The sequence below is a fragment of the Janthinobacterium sp. 13 genome (assembly GCF_002749695.1).
Taxonomy (GTDB): domain Bacteria; phylum Pseudomonadota; class Gammaproteobacteria; order Burkholderiales; family Burkholderiaceae_D; genus Janthinobacterium; species Janthinobacterium kumbetense.
In genome coordinates this window covers 3,200,924-3,219,767 of record NZ_PEEQ01000001.1, presented here as the reverse complement: position 1 = coordinate 3,219,767, position 18,844 = coordinate 3,200,924, and the positions used below count along the sequence as shown (strand labels likewise).

Here is an 18,844-nt window from a genome sequence, read left to right as displayed (position 1 = left end):
TCATTGCTCTATGCGATTGATCTTGGCTGGCTCAGGCGGCGACGGCTTGGACTTCCATGGCGGCATCGGCAGCCATCTCAATCAGCGCGCGCTTGTATTCGTTCGGGAAGACTTTCACGAACTTGCCGCGCGCCGCGGCCCAGTCGTCAAGCAGGACACGGGCGCGGGTGCTGCCCGTGTGCTTGAAGTGACGCTCGATCAGGCGCTTGAGGATGACTTCGTCGGCTTCCGGCACGCCGTCGCGGTGCTGCGTATGCCAGGCATCGCGGTCGAGATGCTGTTCCGCTGCGGACACGACCTTGTCCAGGCTGACCATGGCCGTGTTGCACTTGCTGGCAAAGTCTCCGGCCGGGTCATACACATAGGCGATGCCGCCCGACATGCCGGCCGCGAAATTGCGTCCCGTATTGCCCAGGACCACCACCGTGCCGCCCGTCATGTATTCGCAGCCATGGTCGCCCAGGCCCTCGACCACCGTGGTGGCGCCCGAGTTGCGCACGGCAAAGCGTTCGCCGGCCACGCCATTGAAGAAGGCTTCGCCGGCGATGGCGCCGTACAGCACCGTATTGCCGATGATGATGTTGTCCACGGCCCAGCCACGGAATTCCGTATTCGGCCGCACGATGATGCGCCCGCCGGATAAACCTTTACCCACGTAATCGTTGCCCTCGCCCACCAGGTCGATGGTGATGCCGTGCGCCAGGAAGGCGCAGGCCGACTGGCCCGCCGTGCCTTGCAGCTGGATGTGGATGGTGTCGTCCGGCAAGCCGGCATGGCCGTATTTCTTCGCCACTTCGCCGGACAGCATGGTACCCACCGTGCGGTTCAGGTTGCGCACGGGCGAGATGAAGGAGACGCGCTCGCCCTTTTCCAGCGCCGCGCGCGCTTGCGCGATCAGCTTGTGGTCCAGCGCCTTTTCCAGCGCATGGTCCTGGAACTCCACGTGGCGACAGGCCTGGCCATCCGGGGTTTCCGGCTTGTAGAAGATGGCCGAGAAGTCCAGTCCCTGCGCCTTCCAGTGCGAAATCGCCTTCGACTTGTCCAGCAAGTCCACGCGACCGATCAGTTCGTCATACGTGCGGATGCCCAGCTGCGCCATCAATTGACGGGCTTCTTCGGCCACGAAGAAGAAGTAATTGACGACGTACTCGGGCTTGCCCGAGAACTTGGCGCGCAGCACCGGATCTTGCGTGGCCACGCCCACCGGGCACGTGTTCAAGTGGCATTTGCGCATCATGATGCAGCCTTCGACCACCAGCGGCGCCGTGGCGAAACCGATCTCGTCGGCCCCCAGCAGGGCGGCGATGACCACGTCGCGGCCCGTCTTCATCTGGCCGTCGGCCTGCACGCGGATGCGGCTGCGCAAGCCGTTCAAGACCAGCGTTTGTTGCGTTTCAGCCAGACCCAGCTCCCACGGCGTGCCCGCATGTTTCACGGACGACAGAGGCGAAGCGCCCGTGCCGCCGTCGTGGCCGGCGACGACCACGTGGTCGGCTTTCGCCTTCGTGACGCCGGCAGCCACCGTGCCGATGCCCACTTCCGACACCAGTTTCACGGAGATCGAAGCGCGCGGGTTGGCGTTCTTCAAGTCATGGATCAGCTGCGCCAGGTCTTCGATCGAATAGATGTCGTGGTGCGGCGGCGGCGAAATCAAGCCCACGCCCGGCACGGAAAAGCGCAGGCTGGCGATGTATTCCGACACCTTATGGCCTGGCAACTGGCCGCCTTCGCCCGGTTTCGCGCCCTGCGCCATCTTGATCTGGATCTGGTCGGCCGAGTTCAGGTAGGCGGCCGTGACGCCGAAACGTCCCGACGCCACCTGCTTGATGCGCGAACGCATGGAATCGCCTTCCTGCAGCGGAATATCGACGACGATCTGCTCGGCGCCCACGACGGACGCCATGGTGTCGCCCTGGCGGATCGGGATGCCCTTCAATTCCTGCGTGTAGCGGTTCGGATCTTCGCCGCCTTCGCCCGTGTTCGACTTGCCGCCGATGCGGTTCATGGCCACGGCCAGGGTCGCGTGCGCTTCCGTGCTGATGGAACCGAGCGACATGGCGCCCGTGGCGAAGCGCTTGACGATTTCCTTGGCCGGTTCCACTTCGTCGAGCGGGATGGCCTTGGTCGGGTCGAGCTTGAATTCGAACAAGCCGCGCAGGGTCAGGTGGCGACGGCTCTGGTCGTTGATGATTTGCGCATACTCTTTATAGCTGGAGAAATTGTTGCTGCGCGTGGAATGCTGCAATTTCGCAATCGCGTCCGGCGTCCACATGTGGTCTTCGCCGCGCACGCGGAATGCGTATTCGCCGCCCGCGTCGAGCTTATCCACCAGCACGGGATCGTTGCCGAAAGCCAACGCATGCAGGCGCAGCGCTTCTTCCGCCACTTCAAACACGCCGATGCCTTCCACGTTCGAGGCCGTGCCCTTGAAGTATTTGTCCACCAGCGACTTGTTCAAGCCGATGGCTTCGAAGATTTGCGCGCCGCAGTACGACATATACGTGGAAATGCCCATCTTCGACATGACTTTCATCAAGCCTTTGCCCACTGCCTTGGTGTAGTTGTAGATGGCTTTGTCGCCCGACAAGTCGCCCGGCAAGCCGTGCGCCATCTCGACCAGGGTTTCCATGGCCAGATACGGGTGGACGGCTTCCGCGCCATAGCCAGCCAGCAAGGCGAAGTGGTGGGTTTCGCGGGCCGAGCCCGTTTCCACGACGAGACCGGTGGACGCGCGCAAGCCCTTGCTCACCAGGTGCTGGTGCACGGTGGAGGTGGCCAGCAGCGCGGGGATCGCCACCTGGTCGGCGCAAATGGCGCGGTCCGAGACGATCAGGATGTTGTGGCCGGATTTCACGGCGTCGACGGCTTCCGCGCACAGCGAGGCCAGGCAGGCTTCCACGCCTTCCTTGCCCCAGGCCAGCGGGTAGCAGATGTCCAGTTCGTACGACTTGAACTTGCCGCCCGTGTGGGCGCTGATGTTGCGCAAGCGGGCCATGTCGTCAAAGCCCAGCACGGGCTGCGCCACTTCCAGGCGCATCGGCGGATTGACGTTGTTGGTATCGAGCAAGTTCGGTTTCGGGCCGATGAAGGACACGAGCGACATCACCATCGCTTCGCGGATCGGGTCGATCGGCGGGTTCGTCACTTGCGCGAACAACTGCTTGAAGTAGTTATACAGCGGTTTGAGCTTGTTCGACATGACGGCCAGCGGCGAGTCATTGCCCATCGAGCCCGTCGCCTCTTCGCCGGCCACGGCCATCGGCGCCATGAGGAATTTCAAGTCTTCCTGCGTGTAGCCGAACGCCTGCTGGCGGTCCAGCAACGATGGCTGCTCTTTTTCGCCCTGGGCGCGGTCCTGTTTCGCCTGTCCTTCGGCCAGCTTGATCTCGTCGAGCTTGATGCGCACCGAATTGATCCACGCTTTATACGGCTTGGCGTTGGCGTAGGTGTTTTTCAGTTCCTGGTCGTCGATGATGCGGCCCGCTTCCAGGTCGATCAGGAACATCTTGCCAGGCTGCAAGCGCCATTTCTGGATGATCTTCGACTCGGGAATCGGCAGCACGCCCGATTCGGACGCCATCACCACCAGGTCGTCGTCCGTGACGATGTAGCGGGCCGGGCGCAAGCCGTTGCGGTCCAGGGTGCCGCCGATGTGGCGGCCGTCCGTGAACGCCATGGCGGCGGGGCCGTCCCACGGTTCCATCATGGCCGCGTGGTATTCATAGAAGGCGCGGCGGTTGTCATCCATCGTCGTGTGGTTTTCCCACGCTTCCGGAATCATCATCATCATCGCCTGGGCGATCGGATAGCCGGCCATCAGCAGCAGTTCGAGCGCATTATCGAAGCACGCCGTGTCGGACTGGCCTTCATAGATCAGCGGGAACAGCTTTTGCAGGTCGTCACCCAGCACGGCCGACTTCATCACGCCTTCGCGCGCGCGCATCCAGTTGAAGTTGCCTTTCACCGTGTTGATCTCGCCGTTGTGGGCGATCAGGCGGTATGGGTGGGCCAGCGGCCATTCGGGGAAGGTATTCGTCGAGAAACGCTGGTGCACCAGGGCCAGGGCCGAGATGCAGCGCGCATCCTGCAAGTCCTTGTAGTACACGCCCACCTGGTCGGCCAGCAGCAAGCCTTTATAGACGATGGTACGGGCCGACATCGACGGCACGAAGAATTCCTTGCCGTGCAGTAGTTTCAATGCCTGGATGGCGTGGCCCGACGATTTGCGGATCACATACAGTTTGCGCTCGAGCGCGTCAGTGACCATGATGTCCGGGCCGCGGCCGATGAAGATCTGGCGAATCACCGGCTCCTTGGCGCGCACGGTGGGCGACATCGGCATGTCCGTATCGATGGGCACGTTGCGCCAGCCCAGCACGACCTGGCCCTCGATGCGCACGGCCCGTTCGATTTCCTGTTCGCACGCGATGCGCGATGCGTGTTCCTTCGGCAGGAAGACCATGCCCACGCCGTATTCGCCAGGCGGCGGCAATTCCACGCCCTGCTTGGCCATTTCTTCGCGGTAGTACTGGTCGGGAATCTGGATCAGGATGCCGGCGCCATCGCCCATCAGCGCATCGGCGCCCACGGCGCCCCGGTGATCGAGGTTTTTCAGAATCAGCAAACCCTGTTCGACGATCGAATGGGTCTTGTTGCCCTTGATATGGGCGACGAAACCGACGCCGCAGGCATCGTGTTCATTGGCTGGGTCGTACAGGCCTTGCGCTTTCATGGGCTTCTCCGCTGCATATGACTATCGAAAAACTAGAGTAGTGCAACGCAACAAAAAACTCAACTACAATAATTAGGGTCGGAGTCGAATTAAATTCGATTCTATCGCTCTAAAAATTTAATAGGGACATAGTCAAAGCAATTTCAATAAAAGCGCGGAAAGGAACCATTTTTTGTTTTAAATGCGAATGCTTTTTAATTAGCGGCCGCATCGGCCACGATTTTGCGGGGACGGCCCCGCTTGGCAGGCAGCACTTGCCGCTGCATTTTCTGCTCCAGCGCCTGCTTGAAAGCGTCGGAACCCAGTGGCCAGCCCTTCAATACAGCCTGTTCCACCACTTTCACCTGGCTGCTTCCCAGGCCTTGCTCGAACAGGCGCAGATACGCCGCCTCGCGGTCGAACGGCGTGTTGCCCAGCGCCCAGTACAGCGCATGGTCGGTGATGACGGGATCGGGACGCACGCCCGCATGGTGGGCATAGCTGGACCAGCTGTAGTCGAGCGCTTGGCCCGCCAGGCCCGTTTGCACGGGCACGCACTCCAGGTAGCGGCAGCACGTGAGGAAGAAATTGTCGGGATCGATGACGGAAGTTTTGTAGCGTCCCTGCCACAAGGCGCCTTCGCGGCCGTATTTCTGGTTGAAATACGGCACGTAATAGCGCCCCAGCCACTGCATCAGCTGTCCCAGGCCCGTCGCATCGGCCGGCGTGGCCAGCAAATGTAGCTGATCAGGCAATAAAACATAGGCGTGGATGGCCACCTTGAACATTTTCGCCCCCGTTTTCAGCCAGGACAGGAATTGCGCGTAGTCCGCCGCATCCTGGAACACGGGCTGGCGGTTGCTGCCGCGCTGAATCACGTAATGGGGCAGTGCTGGAATGATGAGGCGGGGCAAACGGGCCATGGCAGAATCGGTAAAAAGAAGGCTAAGGCCTTGATTTTACACACTTGCGCGCGCAAGGCACGACTCTGACCCTGTTTTATTTGAAATACAGAAAAAAGCCGTTGACTCTGTCCCTTTTATTGCGCCAGCCACTTGCGGGCGGCGCAACAAGGTCATCAGGACAGGTTGAAACTGGCCGACAGGCTGTAGCCTTCGCCATACGCGCTGCGCAGCGGCAAGTCCTGGCCCAGGCCCGTCTTGGCTTTCTTGCGCAAACGATACACGAGCATGTCGACCCGGCGGCCCGCATCGGGATCTTCGCCGCCCATGCCGGCCACGATGACGTCGCGCGGCACGGGACGGGTATTAATGGTGAGCAAGTGCAGGAAGTTGAATTCCTTTTCCGTCAAGGCGATGACGGCGCCCATCAACTCAAGTTGGCGAGCGCTTACTTTCAACGTCCACTTGCCCGGCTCGGGTACGGGATCTTGCGGCCCCACGCGGCGGTCGAGCGCTTCGATGTGCGCCGCCAGTTCGGGGAATTTGATCGGCTTGGTCAGATAGTGGTCGGCACCCAGGCGCAAGCCCAGGATGCGGCTGTCGAAGGCGACACGCCCCGTCAGCACCAGCACGCCGATTTGCGGGTATAGCTGGCGCATGCGGGGGATGACGTTGAAGCCGTCTTCATCGGGCAAACCCAGGTCCAGTACGACCACGCCGACATTGCCATGGCTCAACGCCGTCCACATACCGCCAGCGGAGCTGGTGATATGGACTTCGTGTTCGAGCTCAACGAGGAACTCCGCCATGTCTTCGGCGTAGTCGAGATTGTCTTCGACGATCAGTATTTTCGTCATTGCTACGCCATTCTTCCGTTAGTGAGCACACCGAGGGCAAACCATGCCATGCACTTCTACACCATGATGGACGGCACAATAGGTTTACGTCAAGGAATTATCACGGTTGCCTTCAGCGGAAGCAAGGCTTTTCCTTGTCTAGACAGGAAGCGGCAGCCAAATGCGGAAAAGTGCCCCGCCTTCGGGCAGATTATGCCCCTGCAAACTCCCGCCATGCACGTCCACCACGGCGCGCGCCATGTACAGGCCCAGGCCCGCGCCCGGATGCGTGGCATTAGTTCCACGGAAACCTTTTGCGAACAATTGCGCCAGTTCTTCTTCCCGCAAGCCGGGTCCCGCATCGCGCACGCACAGCGCCACGCCGCCCTCGGGCACCAGCCTGGCCGACAAGGTGATGACGCTGCCCGGCGGACTGAACTTGACGGCGTTGTCCAACAATATTTTCAGGCACAGGGCCATGCCGGGCACGTCGCAACGCAGCCTGGCCGGCAAGTCTTCATCGAGTTCCAGCTGCACGCGGTGGCTGGCAGGCACGGTGGCGGCCGCCTGCTGCAGCAAGGCCAGCGGCGCGATGCCGTCGGCGGCCCGCTCGCGGCCGATGGCCGCCATGCGTTCGGGCGACAAATAGTCGTCGATCATGCCCAACAAACGGTCGACGGCCATCTGGATTTTCACGTAGCGCTTGCGCGTGGCCTCGTCCGCCTCGGTGGACGTCGAGACGAGACGCTGGATGGCGCCGTCGATGGTGGCCAGCGGCGTGCGGAATTCGTGCGACAGCAACGAGGCGAAGCGCTTCTGCTCCTTTTCCCGCTCGGCTTCCTGCGCCTGGGCGGCGCTGACGTCGCGCAAGGTACCCGCCAGGGTCACGTCCCGCCCTGCCGCCGCGGGCACGATGGTGGAATGGATTTCCAGGGCCAGCAGGTGGCCGTCGGCGTGCGGCAATTCCACTTCGCGCAACAGGGTCAAACGGCTGGCGTCACCGTCGCGCCAGCGCTGCAGCCGGGCCGGCACGTCCGCCGCCAGCTGCGCCGCATGCGCGCGCAAGGCCGGCAAGTCGTATCCCGTCAGGCGCTGCGCGGCGGGGCTGATATAGATCAATTCGAGGGTAGCGGCGTCGAGCAGGAAGGCCGCGTCGCGGCCGTGTTCGGCCAGCAGGCGGAACTGCGCTTCGCCCGCCCGCGCGCGCAGCAGGGCGCGGCGCAGCTGGACGAAGCGCAGCGCCATGAGGATGGCGCCGGCCAGCAGCAATACAAGAAAGGGCAGGAAGGGCAGCATGCGTTATACCTGGCAAGAAAGAATCGCCAAGTATAAGCGTGCGGCAACGTTAATCTTCCAGCGGGGCGAAAATCTGCTGCAAGTCTTCCTGCGTGAGGGCCATCTTTTGCGATTCGCCTTCGGCCAGGATCGATTGCGCCAGCTCCGATTTCTTTTGCTGCAGCAGCTGGATTTTTTCTTCCAGCGTGCCCTTGGCGATCAGCTTGTAGACGAACACGGGCTTGTCCTGGCCGATGCGCCAGGCGCGGTCCGTGGCCTGGTTTTCCGCCGCCGGATTCCACCACGGGTCGTAGTGGATGACCGTGTCGGCCGCCGTCAGGTTCAGGCCCACGCCGCCCGCTTTCAGGCTGATCAGGAAGATCGGCACGGCGCCCTGCTGGAAGGCCGCCACTTGCGCGCCCCGGTCCTTCGTTTCGCCCGTCAGCAAGGCGTACGGGATGTCGCGCGATTCCAGTTCTTCCTCGATCAATTCCAGCATGCTGGTAAATTGCGAGAAGACGAGAATCTTGCGCCCTTCGTCGAGCAAGTCTTCCACCATCTGCATCAGGTCGAGCAGCTTGGCCGAACCGGCCGATTGCTTCTTCGCCGGCAAGGATTTCACGAGGCGGGGGTCGCAGCACACTTGCCGCAGTTTCAGCAGCGCTTCGAGGATGACGATCTGGCTGCGCGCCACGCCCTTCTTGTCGATTTCTTCGCGTACTTTTTGATCCATCGCAAGACGCACGGTTTCATACAGGTCGCGCTGCGGCCCCGTCAATTCCACCTTGCGCACCATTTCCGTTTTCGGCGGCAATTCCTTGGCCACATTGTCCTTCGTGCGGCGCAGCAGGAAAGGCTTGATGCGGCGATTCAAGAGCATGCGGCGCAACGGATCATCCTGGCGCTCGATCGGATGGCGGAACTGGGTGTTGAACGTCTTTTCGTCGCCAAGCAAGCCCGGCAGCAGGAAGTGGAATTGCGACCACAGCTCGCCCAGGTGATTTTCCAGCGGCGTGCCGGACAGGCACAGGCGGTGGCGCGCGCGCAGCAGGCCCGCGCTTTGCGCCGCCTTGCTGCGCGTATTCTTGATGTAATGAGATTCGTCGAGGATGACGAGGTGGAAATCGTGCTCGCGCAAGGTTTCCTCATCGCGCGGCAACAGGGCGTAGGTGGTCAGCACCAGGTCGCATTGGTCGATCTGGTCGAATTGCTGGGCGCGGTCCTTGCCTTGCAGCAGCAATACCTTCAGGCCGGGCGCAAATTTTGCCGCCTCGTCCTGCCAGTTGCCCATCAAACTCGTCGGTGCAATCACCAGCGCCGGATGCGTCAAACGGCCCGCCTCCTTTTCCACCAGGATATGCGCCAGGGTTTGCACGGTTTTACCAAGGCCCATGTCATCGGCCAGGATGCCCGCCAGGTCATGGTCGCGCAGGAATTGCATCCACGCCAGGCCATCGGCCTGGTAATCGCGCAGGGTCGCCTGCAGGCCGGCTGGGGCCGCCACTTTTTGCACGGCGCCGAACTGGCTCAGCTTGCGGCCCATGGCGCGCAGCTGCTCGCCGCCCGTCCACTGCATGTCCAGGCCGCGCGCCAGCTCTTCCAGGCGCGCCGCGTCCAGGGTCGACATGCGCACCGCATGTTTGATCTTGTCGCTGAAATACAGTTCCCCCAGCGTGTTCAGGATGGGGCGCACCCTGCCCCACGGCAGGGCCACGCGCGTGCCGTCCGACAAGGTCGCCAGCATCTGGTCATCGTCCGCATGCGCTTCGATGACTTTCGGGTTGAAATCGTTGGGCGCGTTGCGGATCAGCTGTACCAGCACGGGCAGCAGCGGCACGCGCTCGTGGTTGACGACGATGCCCAGTTCCAGCTCGAACCAGGCGTTGCCGCTGTCCGGGTCCTGGTCGTCGATTTCCGCGTACCAGTCGCCCACGTCGCTCACATCGTAGCGGTACTTGGCCGTCTTTTCCACGATCCAGCCCTGCGCCAGCAAGGCATCGATGCCGGACTCGGCAAAACGCAGCCATTCCGCCTGGGAAGGCAGTTGCAAGGCGCCCTTCAAGCCGCTCAAGGGGGCCGAGCCCGGCTTCTTGAATTGCAGCTCAGCCAACGTCGCCAGAGCGCGCGCTTCATCAACCGTGTTTCTCTGGATAATTTCCGTCACGTCGCCCACTTGCCGCACCACGCGCTGCGACGGGTCGAACGAGACTCTTTCGCCATCGTAATCGTAGGACAGCACGGCGAAGTCGCTCCAGCGCTGCGCGCCGCCATCGGCCAGCATGGCGCTGTCTAACAGCAAGACCGGCTGCGCCGGCACATCCTTGCGCAAGCGCTGCGGCAACGGTTGCGGCAGCGGCATCAAATGCTGCAAGCCCTGCGCCAGCAGCAGTTGCGACACGCGCACCTTGTCATTCGCGTTCAGGGGCGGCGCCTGCGCCACCAGCGCCTGCAAGTCGGCCAGGGAAATGTCGGAGCCGCCCTGGTTCAGTTCCAGCACGCCGCACGACAGGTTATCGATGTACCACGGCGGATCCGTGGGCAGCATGTAGTCGATCTGGTCGGCGCCATGGTGCTTCGCGCCTTCCGGCGGGTCCACTTGCCAGCCCAGGCGCATGGTCTTGCCTTCGTCGCGCCAGAACAGGCGCGCGGGACGCACGGGACCTTCCTTCAACGGGTACACGAGGCCATTGCCGACGTCGGCCCAGGAATTGGCCCACAACAATTTATCCTGCTCTGCCAGCATTTTCAGCAGGGCCGCGCCCACCTTGCCCTTCGGCTCCGTGGCGCTGCCCGTCTGCGAATTCTGCCCGCTGCGCATGGCCACGAAGAAACGCACGAGGTCTTCGTCGGCCGGCGTCAGGAACGTGGGGGGCGCCGACAGCAGGGAAAAGATTTCGCTGATGGGGGACGCCGCCGCCACGTCGCCATTCGGCCGCAGCCGCGCCTTGTACAGGCACAGGGCCACGTGGCGGCCACCGCTAGTGGGCGCCAGCACGTAGATCAATCGATGCTGGTTGAGTTTGGGGTCCGGTTCGGCAATGGTCAGCACGGCCTTCGGATGGGCGGCAGCCTCCACCCGCTGCAGCCAGGTGGCGACGGCATACGGCAAAGGCGCTCCCGGCGCACTGGCCGGGGCAACTGGGGTTTCACTGGTTTCGTCGCGGGTAAAATCCATGGGGCGCATTTTTGTGTAAAGGTCGTATCCAAATCGGCAACAGGCAATATTATCCGCCATACAGCCGTTGCTGGCTTGATTCACACACGCTCTTTGAGCAGTTTTAATGCGCGATGCCTAAAAAATAAGTATTTAATACGACACTTGGGACCCGCAGATGGCAAAAAAGGCCCGTCACGGGCCTTTTTTGCTGCCGTTGGCCCGCTTATCAGGCCGGCACAGTTTCTTCTTCTGCCACGTTGACGGCTTCGACTAACGGTGCGGTGCTCGTATCGGCCGGCGTAAAGTTGCGCAAAAACAAGAAGAACTGGCCCATCATCTGCGTCCACAGTTGCAGATTGATATTCAGGTACTCGCGGCTGACGCCACCGGCGACCAGCACATCCATTTCCAGCACGACGAAATCGCCATGCTGGGCTACGCGGGCAAAACGCTTGCTGCGGTGCCATTCGGCCAGCAAGCCGGCCGGCAAGTCGCCGCCTTGCACGCGCAGCGGGCAGCTCAGGGTCAGGTCCGCATACTGGCCAGGCGATGCTTCATTGCCCCACAGCACCTGAAAGCCGATGCCATGGCTGGCGCTGTGCAGGCGCACGACACCGTCGTGTTCGATGCTGGTGACGGCGCAGCCGGCCGCCTTGATGGCCTCGGCCGTTTGTTCCGCATTCAGGGTGGTCAGCAAGCTATTCGTGTTTTCCATCGTCATTCCATTCATTTCAAAAAAGTAAAATTATTGGGGGGCCGGCGCGGGGGCGGCCGGCGTTGCTGCCGCTTCGGTTTGACGCGCATCAAAGCGGCCCTGGTACAGCTGGTCGCCGTACTGCTGGGCGATTTGCTCCAGCTTGACCCGGCTTTGCGCGGCGAACGGCTGGCGCGCCTTCATGACGTCCAGCACATCGAGCCCTTCATACGCTTGCAGGATTTCCTGTCCGGCCGCATACAGCTGGGCATTCTTGCTTTCGCAGCGCGCCAAGGCGCCCCGCTGGGACGCCACTTCGCCGTCGAGGCGCACACGCTCCGCCTCCAGCTGCTTGCCCGTGGCGGCCAGCTGTTCGCTGGCCTGGCGGTACTGCGCCAGGCTGGCGCTTGCCTCTTGCGCGGCGGCGGCGCTGCGCTGTTGCTGCTCGCCCAGTTTTTCCCGTTGCGCGCGCTCCTGCGCCAGTTGCGACTGGCTGCGCGCCAGTTCCTTTTTCAAGCCATCGCTGGCAGGCGCGGCGACGGGCGCCGCCTTGGCGGCAGGTGCGCCCTTGGCTTTCAGCAATTCCAGCTCGCCGCGCGTCTGCTGCAATTGCGCCGTGACATTGCGCAACTCGGCGCGCAGGCGCTCTTCCATGCTCTGGCCCTTCTGTCCCTGCGCCTGGGCGGTGCCGGCTGCCAGCAAGCTCAGCAGCAGTAAGGGCACGCGCATTTTGTTGGATATCAACATCATGGCTCCTTAAAAACGCGCGTTCAATTCGATTTGCAGGGTGTCGATCGACAGCGCCGAACCGAACACTTCGCGGCTCGACGTCCAGCGGCCGTTCAGCCAGGTATTCTTGTCGAGCGCATACGCGCCGCCCAGGTAGTAGCCGCGCGCATTCGTGCCGCCCAGGTGGAAGGTGGAATCGTTGTAAGCGTCAGGCAAGGCATCCGGTTCGATGCGCTTGTAGCCCAGCAAAACGTTCCAGTCGCCGCGCGCCGCCGGATTCGCCTTGCCCAGGGTCGCCTGCAGCATGTAGGCATTGCCGCCGCTCCGGAAATCGGCTTGCGACACGCCGCCCGTGCCGCCGAAGTTGTTCATGATGCCGCCCTTGGCGCGCGCCCACATTTCGTTCTTGTCGTAGGCCATGTTGCGCACATAATCGCCTTCGATGCGCAAGTCCGTGCCGCCGGCCACCTTGCTATCCCACCGCGCATTCAAGTTGGCCAGGCGGAATTTCGACGCCAGGCCCACGAATTGCGGCTGCGGCGTGTTCGCCGGGTCCAGCGGGTTCAGGGCGATATTGCGCAACAGCATCAAACTGTTGCCCTTTTGCATGCTCGACGGACGCGACCAGTCCGTGTTGCAGCCATCGGCGCCCGCATACAGCGCACACGGCTGCGAATACTCGCCGCTGATGTTGCGGAAATTGTAGTAGGCCAGCGCGCCGCGCAATTGGTGGTCGCTGTTGATCTTCCACGACGCGCCCACTTGCGCGCCCAGCAGCCATTTGTTTTCGCTGGACATTTTTGTCTGGCTGCGGCTAGGCGCATTGTCGGACGAATACTCGAGCGGAATCAGGCCCAGGGTACCGAACACGGTGACGTCCTTGCTGTCGCCCACCGGTTGCTGCACCTTGGCGGCGATGCCGTCGAAATTGAGTTCGCTGGAAAACAATTCATCACTGGAAACAAACGGATTGTCGAAGCGGCCCGCCGTCAGTTTCAGCCAGGAAGCGGGCTGATAGGACAGCCAGGCCTGGTCCAGCCAGATGTTTTTCTTGCCCAGGCCGCCGCCCAGGGTTTGCGTGGTGGAGACCGGGCTGTCGTCGTTGCCGCTGGCCAGGCGGATGCCGGCCTGCGTGCTGTCGGAAATGTCGGCCAGGATGCCCAGGCGGGCGCGCGCGCGCAGCAAGTGCTTGCGGTCTTCGCGCGTGTTCAGCAGCGCCGGCAAGGCCAGGTTGGTGTTCGAATTGACGTCGTAGCCGCTGCCGCTGTTGAGCGAGCGCCAGTCGATCTCGATATTGCTGTTGGCCATGTCGTAATAGCGCGATTCGTAGCGCGCGCGCACGTCGCCTTCGACGCGGATGCGCTTGGTCCAGGCCGGCGTTTCATTCGGCGCCGCCCAGCCGCCCGCCTTCGCCTCGGCCAACACTTGTCCCTTGATTTCGTCGCGGATCTGCTCGCGCACGGTTTGCGAAATATACGGCACGCGCACGTCGCCCGGCTGCACCTGCGCCAGGGCCGCCGGCACGGCAGCAGGACGGGCTTGCGCGGCGGCCAGCGCTTCGCTTTGCGCCTGCGCCAGCAGCGCTTCGCCGGCATCCTTGTTGAGGGCGCCGCTCTGGATCAGGCCGCGGATCAGTTTGACCATGGTGCTGTCGGCCGGTGCTTGCGCTTGCACGGCGCTCGCTGCCACGCTCAGGGCCAGGGCAGCGAGCGCCAGCGGAAGGCGGCGCAGGCGCTGTGGGGAAGAAAATAAGGAATTCATTGTTTCTCTCGAAAAAAATTAATATGAATTGGGGGCGCTATGGCCGGCGGCCTTTAATGGAAACGCGGGCCGGGAAACGCAGGGACGCCGGCGGCCGCTCGTCGGCGCGGAAGTCGCGCACCATGGCCAGCACTTGCTCATCCGTCTGCGCATTGCCCGTGCCTTGCACCAGCTGCACTTTCGTCGTCCTGCCTTCCGTATCGAGCCACAGGTCGACGCGGATGTCGGCAAACGCCAGCTGGCGCGTGCGCGGATCGCGGGCAAAGGCCAGCTGCAGCGCGTTGGCGACATAGCGGCCATACGATCCCGCGCCGAGTCCGCCGCCACCGCCCGTCATGCCGCCGCCGCGTCCGGCCTGGATGCCGAAGGCGTCGCTGCCGGCCTGCGCCGCGCCGTCGATGGTGACGGGGTCGCCCTTGTCCGGCGACGGGCTTTCCGGCGCATCATCCATGGGCTTGTCGGCCGGCGTCGGTTCCGGCTCCGACACTTCCGGCACCACCTTGTCGGGCGTCGGTTCCGGCAGTTTTTCCGGTTCCGGCGGCGGTGGCGGCGGAGGGGGCAGCATCAGCATCGGCGGGGCCGCCACTTCGCGCTTGGTCGCGGCCGTGTCCGACAGCAAATACCAGACCAGCGCGGCCAGCGCACCGGCCAGCAGCGCGCCGCCGGCCACGCCGCCCCAGCGGCGCCACCACTGCGCCGCGCCCGACGGTTCCGAGGCGGCCATCTTCATCATGTCGTCACGCTTCACCTTGCGCTCCTCATGCCGGCTTGCCGGTCACCAGGCCCACCTGGTTCAGGTCTATGCGGCGCAGCAAGTCCAGCACTTCGACCACTTTCGCGTATTGCACTGCGGCATCGCCGCGCACGATCACGGGGAAGTCGGGTGTCAGGGCCTTTTCCGTGCGCAAGCGCTCTTCCAGCTCGGGCAAGGTGACGGGATAGGCGTCGAGGAAGACCTGGCCCGCGTTGTCGATGGTGATGGCCTTGGTCTTCGGTTTTTCCAGCGCCATGGCCGAACTGGCCTTGGGCAGGTCGACCTTGATGCCGGGAATGCTGGCATTGCTGGTCAGGATGAAGATCACCAGCACCACCAGCAGCACGTCGACGAAGGGCGTGATATTGATGCCGCCGCTACGCTTGCGGGGGGTAAACTTGGCGGAGGTGGCCATGGTTATGCGCCCCTCACGCCTGTTGCAGCACGGGACGCATCTGGCGTCCGTCGCCCTGCTCTTCAGCCAGGCGCGTGGCGAATTCGTCGACGAAGACAGCCATATCGGCGACGATGGCGTCCGAACGCGACGACAGCCAGTTGTAGCCGAACAGGGCGGGAATCGCCACGCCCAGGCCCGCAGCCGTACACAGCAGCGCTGCCGCCATGCCCGGCGCCACCGAGTTGATGTCCACGGCGCCGGCCATGGCCGCCACGACGAACACCAGCATGATGCCGATCACGGTGCCGAACAGGCCGACGTACGGCGCGCCTTCGATGGTGGTCGAGAGCCAGATCATGCGTTTCGACATGCGCTCGCTTTCGCGCACCATCACGCCATCCATGGCGGCGCGGATGGCGCCGATCGTCGCGTTGGACACGGCGTTCAGGTCGTAGCCGCGGTCGTGGCGGCGGCGCATCTCGTCGATGGCCACGTCATACAGGCGCCACAGCGAGGAATCCGTCTTCACGGAAGTGCTCAGCTTGCCGTGGCGCGCCAGGTGGTCCAGCGGCGCGCCGGCCGCTTCGTGGAACGACTGCATGAATTGCGCATTGGCGCGCGAGATGGCGCCATAGCTGCGGCCCTTGCCGATCATGATGATCCACGACAAGACCATCATCAGGCCCAGCACGCCGACGACGATCCACGCGTCGAGCGGCATGGCGGCGATGATGAAGCCGAAATGGCTCTTGCCGGCCTGCTGTTCGTCGGCGCCAAACACGGCCAGGCGCGATTCGGAACCTTGCGAGACGGCGTCGGCCAGCAGCAGGGCGTCGGGACGGGCCGTGCGCGACAGGCGCAGCTCGTCGATGGCACCCGTGAAGTTGTTCAGGGTGGCGGTGCCGGAAGCGACCGGCGCCGCATCGGCGCCCACCGACGCGGCGCCGGTGAAGGCTGGCAGCGCGGTGGCCAGCGACACGGCTGGGCGGCCGCCCACGTACAGGGCCACGTTGGCTTTATCGGCTTTCACAGCCAGGTGCGACCATTGCGCGGCCTGGATCGGTTGGCCGGGCTTGCTGCGCTGGCCATTCACCTGCACGAAAGGCACGCCCTGGTCGACGCCGATCAGCAATTCGTTGGCGCCGTCGCGGCGCGCATACAGCACTTGCTGCGGGCCCAGGTTATCGGGACGCACCCAGGCGGAAAAGGTGAAGGGCGCGCCCGCGGCCAGCGCCAGCGAAGGCGAGGCAGGCAGCATCAGCGGTGCCGTACCCAGGCGGGCGCCGGCGCCGATGACGGAACCGTCCAGCGCCGGCACGGCTGTCTGGGCATGGTTGCCGTAGGCGGTGCTGTCGCGCGAAGGCACGCCAGGCTCGGTGAAGTGGTACACGAGGCTGTAATCGGGGTCGAAGGTGCGCTGGCCGTTGCCGGAAGCGGGCGCCTTCGGATTGCCGTAGTACATCCACAGCTGCTGCGGCGTGCCGGCCGTCAGGGCCGGTACGTCGACCCAGATCAGGGCGATGCCCAGGAGCGGGTTGAACTGTTCGATCTGGTGGTTCAGCACCGTCTTGTCGTCACCCGCCACGAAGCGCAGGTCGGCGCCGTTGTCGCTGACGCCTTCGAAGTTGAAGTTACCAGAATGCAAGCGCAGCAGCACGGGAATGCGGCCGGGATCGCCGCCCACGGCGCCCGCCTTCGGGCCGGCGTCGACGGTGACGGGTTTGCGGTAAGCCCAGTCGGGCTGCCACCAGGCATGCGCCAGGCCGGGAACGAGCGTGCCCAGGATCGTGAGCAGGAAAAGAAAACGTTGCATGACAGTGATTCTCCGAAGAAAAGTCTAAAAAAGTGCAGTGCTGGTGAGCTGGCCCGTCAGTAGCTGGCCGACAGGTTGAAATTGATGCGGCGCACGTGTTTGTGCGTGCGCGGGCCATCGCGCAGCGGGTAAGCGAAATCGATGCGGCCATTCAGGTAGCGCAGGAACTGGAAGCTGCTGCCCACGCCCACGGAGGCCAGGCCGAACAGGTCTTTCTGCTCGATCATCGGATCGCGCAGGCGCAGGCGCGCGCCATCGGCAAAGGCAAACAGGCGCCAGTTTTCCAGGCGGCTGAAATACGTCAGCTGGGGCGTGCGCCATTCGACGGTGCCCGAGACGCCATAGTCGCCCGTCGCTTCGGCCGACAGATAGCCGCGCACGGAATTGGCGCCGCCGGCGGCCATCTGCTCGCCCGACACGAGCGCCGCGTCGGCCAGCTGGCCCGACATGCGCCCGTGCAGCTGCGCGCCGCTGCCCAGGGTGTACGTGGCGTTGGCGTCGCCCTTCAGCACGAGGAAGCTGGGAGACGCCTTGTAGCGCTTGTTGTCGTAGGCGGCGCTGTCGCTGCCGTAGCCGAACGCGGCGCGCGTGCCGGCCACCAGCGACAGGCCCAGGCCGTAGGTCGCCGCATCCGTCTGCGCAAAGCCGTTATACGACACGCTCAGGGGCACGTACTTGAGCGGAATATTGCTGCCCGTGCCATTGAGCTTCAAGGCTTCCTGGTTATCCTTGAAATCGATGCCGGCAGAAAAGCTGTGCCACCAGATGCCGCTGTTTGGCACCGTGTAGTTGACTTTCATGCCCAGCGCGTGACCCTTGCCCAGCACGCTGGTGCCGCCCGTGCTGGCCACGTTGCTGTTCGACTGGTAGCCGGTCGCTTCCACGCTCCAACCCTGCGTGCCGATCGGCGCCACGTACGAGGCGGACCACACCTTGGTCTGGTTCAGGTCGCCCGGCGTGCCGAAAAAGCTGATGGTGGCGCTATGCCCCATCTGCCACAGATTGTCGTGACCGACCGACATGCTGCTGCGCAACTTCTTGGTATCGGCGCTGTAATCGTTGTTCAAGCCGATGCTGGCGCGCCACGGGCTGCTGTCCTCGACCTTCAAGTCCACGTCCATGGTGCCGGGCAGGCTGCCCTGCTTGACCAGCGGCATCACCTGGCGCTTGGGACCGCGGTTCAGGGCCGTCAGCTCCACTTGCGCCTGCGTAAAGTCGGGCACCTTGCCTTCCGTCAAGGCCGGCACTTGCTGGCGCACGTCGAGCGGCGAGTTGTATTGCGCGCCGACGACGCGCAAGCGTCCCACCTTCGTTTCGCTCACCTGCAGCACCACCACGCCCTGCTCCACCTGCTGCTCCGGCAAGTCCACGTAGACGGACTGGTAGCCGCGGGCTTGATATGCCGCAACGAGGGCGTCGCGCGCCCCTTCCACGTCCTTCAGGGTGCGGCCCGGCCCCAGGAAGGGCGTCACCGCCTCTTCGATGGCACGCGCATCGAGCACGGTATTGCCGCGTACCAGGTATTCCTCGATCGTCACCTGCCGTTCCGGCGCGGCCACGGGAGCGGCCGCCGGGACCGCGTCCTGCGCGCGCGCCATGCCGGGCAGCGCCAGCATGGCCAGGCACAGCATCGTCAAGGCGGTTGCAGGCGCCGCTGGCGGCACGCCCCTGCCCTTGGTTGTCATTTCACGCATCTTCCATTCACCTTAAAATCAAACGGTTGCCCTGTGTTGCGGCGCTGGGCCGGCGTATTTTTGTTGCTAATGCTGATCTACTGATGCCTAGACAGCCGCCGCGCGCGGCGACTGCCGAATG

Annotated in this window: 12 protein-coding genes; all 12 read right to left on the bottom strand. The window is 63.6% G+C overall.

What is annotated here, in order from left to right:
* Positions 1-31: 31 nt before the first annotated feature.
* Positions 32-4,732, bottom strand: a complete 4,701-nt coding sequence (locus CLU94_RS14145) for a glutamate synthase-related protein (RefSeq protein WP_099666074.1) — start codon at positions 4,730-4,732, stop codon at positions 32-34.
* 194 nt (positions 4,733-4,926) lie between these two features.
* Positions 4,927-5,634 (bottom strand): transposase, encoded by a 708-nt coding sequence (locus tag CLU94_RS14140; RefSeq protein ID WP_099666073.1) that lies wholly within the window; start codon positions 5,632-5,634, stop codon positions 4,927-4,929.
* A gap of 155 nt (positions 5,635-5,789) precedes the next feature.
* On the bottom strand, positions 5,790-6,470 hold the full coding sequence (locus tag CLU94_RS14135) for a response regulator transcription factor (protein ID WP_034753797.1): 681 nt from the start codon (positions 6,468-6,470) through the stop codon (positions 5,790-5,792).
* Between the two features lie 138 nt (positions 6,471-6,608).
* Positions 6,609-7,745 carry a PAS domain-containing sensor histidine kinase gene (locus CLU94_RS14130; RefSeq protein ID WP_099666072.1) on the bottom strand — a complete coding sequence of 379 codons (1,137 nt, stop codon included), beginning with the start codon at positions 7,743-7,745 and terminating at the stop codon, positions 6,609-6,611.
* A 49-nt stretch (positions 7,746-7,794) separates the two neighbouring features.
* On the bottom strand, positions 7,795-10,899 hold the full coding sequence (locus tag CLU94_RS14125) for a DEAD/DEAH box helicase (protein ID WP_099666071.1): 3,105 nt from the start codon (positions 10,897-10,899) through the stop codon (positions 7,795-7,797).
* Positions 10,900-11,107: 208 nt separating this feature from the next.
* Complete coding sequence (locus CLU94_RS14120) at positions 11,108-11,596, bottom strand: YbjN domain-containing protein (RefSeq protein WP_070280193.1); 489 nt, start codon at positions 11,594-11,596, stop codon at positions 11,108-11,110.
* Positions 11,597-11,626: 30 nt separating this feature from the next.
* Complete coding sequence (locus CLU94_RS14115; protein ID WP_099666070.1) at positions 11,627-12,325, bottom strand: hypothetical protein; 699 nt, start codon at positions 12,323-12,325, stop codon at positions 11,627-11,629.
* 6 nt (positions 12,326-12,331) lie between these two features.
* The gene (locus tag CLU94_RS14110) at positions 12,332-14,065 is read right to left on the bottom strand and encodes a putative porin (RefSeq protein ID WP_099666069.1); all 1,734 of its coding nucleotides are present in this window, start codon (positions 14,063-14,065) and stop codon (positions 12,332-12,334) included.
* 37 nt (positions 14,066-14,102) lie between these two features.
* Positions 14,103-14,813, bottom strand: coding sequence for an energy transducer TonB family protein (locus tag CLU94_RS14105; protein ID WP_257218806.1), 711 nt, complete (start codon positions 14,811-14,813; stop codon positions 14,103-14,105).
* A gap of 10 nt (positions 14,814-14,823) precedes the next feature.
* On the bottom strand, positions 14,824-15,234 hold the full coding sequence (locus tag CLU94_RS14100) for an ExbD/TolR family protein (protein ID WP_034753784.1): 411 nt from the start codon (positions 15,232-15,234) through the stop codon (positions 14,824-14,826).
* Between the two features lie 13 nt (positions 15,235-15,247).
* On the bottom strand, positions 15,248-17,029 hold the full coding sequence (locus CLU94_RS14095) for a DUF2341 domain-containing protein (protein WP_099666068.1): 1,782 nt from the start codon (positions 17,027-17,029) through the stop codon (positions 15,248-15,250).
* A 56-nt stretch (positions 17,030-17,085) separates the two neighbouring features.
* The gene (locus CLU94_RS14090) at positions 17,086-18,723 is read right to left on the bottom strand and encodes a ShlB/FhaC/HecB family hemolysin secretion/activation protein (protein ID WP_180278661.1); all 1,638 of its coding nucleotides are present in this window, start codon (positions 18,721-18,723) and stop codon (positions 17,086-17,088) included.
* Positions 18,724-18,844 lie beyond the last annotated feature (121 nt).

Excerpts from the sequence above, each read along its gene's own strand:
- CLU94_RS14145 (WP_099666074.1), bottom strand. The coding sequence starts at position 4,732 with ATGAAAGCGCAAGGCCTGTACGACCCAGCCAATGAACACGATGCCTGC.
- CLU94_RS14140 (WP_099666073.1), bottom strand. The coding sequence starts at position 5,634 with ATGGCCCGTTTGCCCCGCCTCATCATTCCAGCACTGCCCCATTACGTG.
- CLU94_RS14135 (WP_034753797.1), bottom strand. The coding sequence starts at position 6,470 with ATGACGAAAATACTGATCGTCGAAGACAATCTCGACTACGCCGAAGAC.
- CLU94_RS14130 (WP_099666072.1), bottom strand. The coding sequence starts at position 7,745 with ATGCTGCCCTTCCTGCCCTTTCTTGTATTGCTGCTGGCCGGCGCCATC.
- CLU94_RS14125 (WP_099666071.1), bottom strand. The coding sequence starts at position 10,899 with ATGGATTTTACCCGCGACGAAACCAGTGAAACCCCAGTTGCCCCGGCC.
- CLU94_RS14120 (WP_070280193.1), bottom strand. The coding sequence starts at position 11,596 with ATGGAAAACACGAATAGCTTGCTGACCACCCTGAATGCGGAACAAACG.
- CLU94_RS14115 (WP_099666070.1), bottom strand. The coding sequence starts at position 12,325 with ATGATGTTGATATCCAACAAAATGCGCGTGCCCTTACTGCTGCTGAGC.
- CLU94_RS14110 (WP_099666069.1), bottom strand. The coding sequence starts at position 14,065 with ATGAATTCCTTATTTTCTTCCCCACAGCGCCTGCGCCGCCTTCCGCTG.
- CLU94_RS14100 (WP_034753784.1), bottom strand. The coding sequence starts at position 15,234 with ATGGCCACCTCCGCCAAGTTTACCCCCCGCAAGCGTAGCGGCGGCATC.
- CLU94_RS14095 (WP_099666068.1), bottom strand. The coding sequence starts at position 17,029 with ATGCAACGTTTTCTTTTCCTGCTCACGATCCTGGGCACGCTCGTTCCC.
- CLU94_RS14090 (WP_180278661.1), bottom strand. The coding sequence starts at position 18,723 with ATGCGTGAAATGACAACCAAGGGCAGGGGCGTGCCGCCAGCGGCGCCT.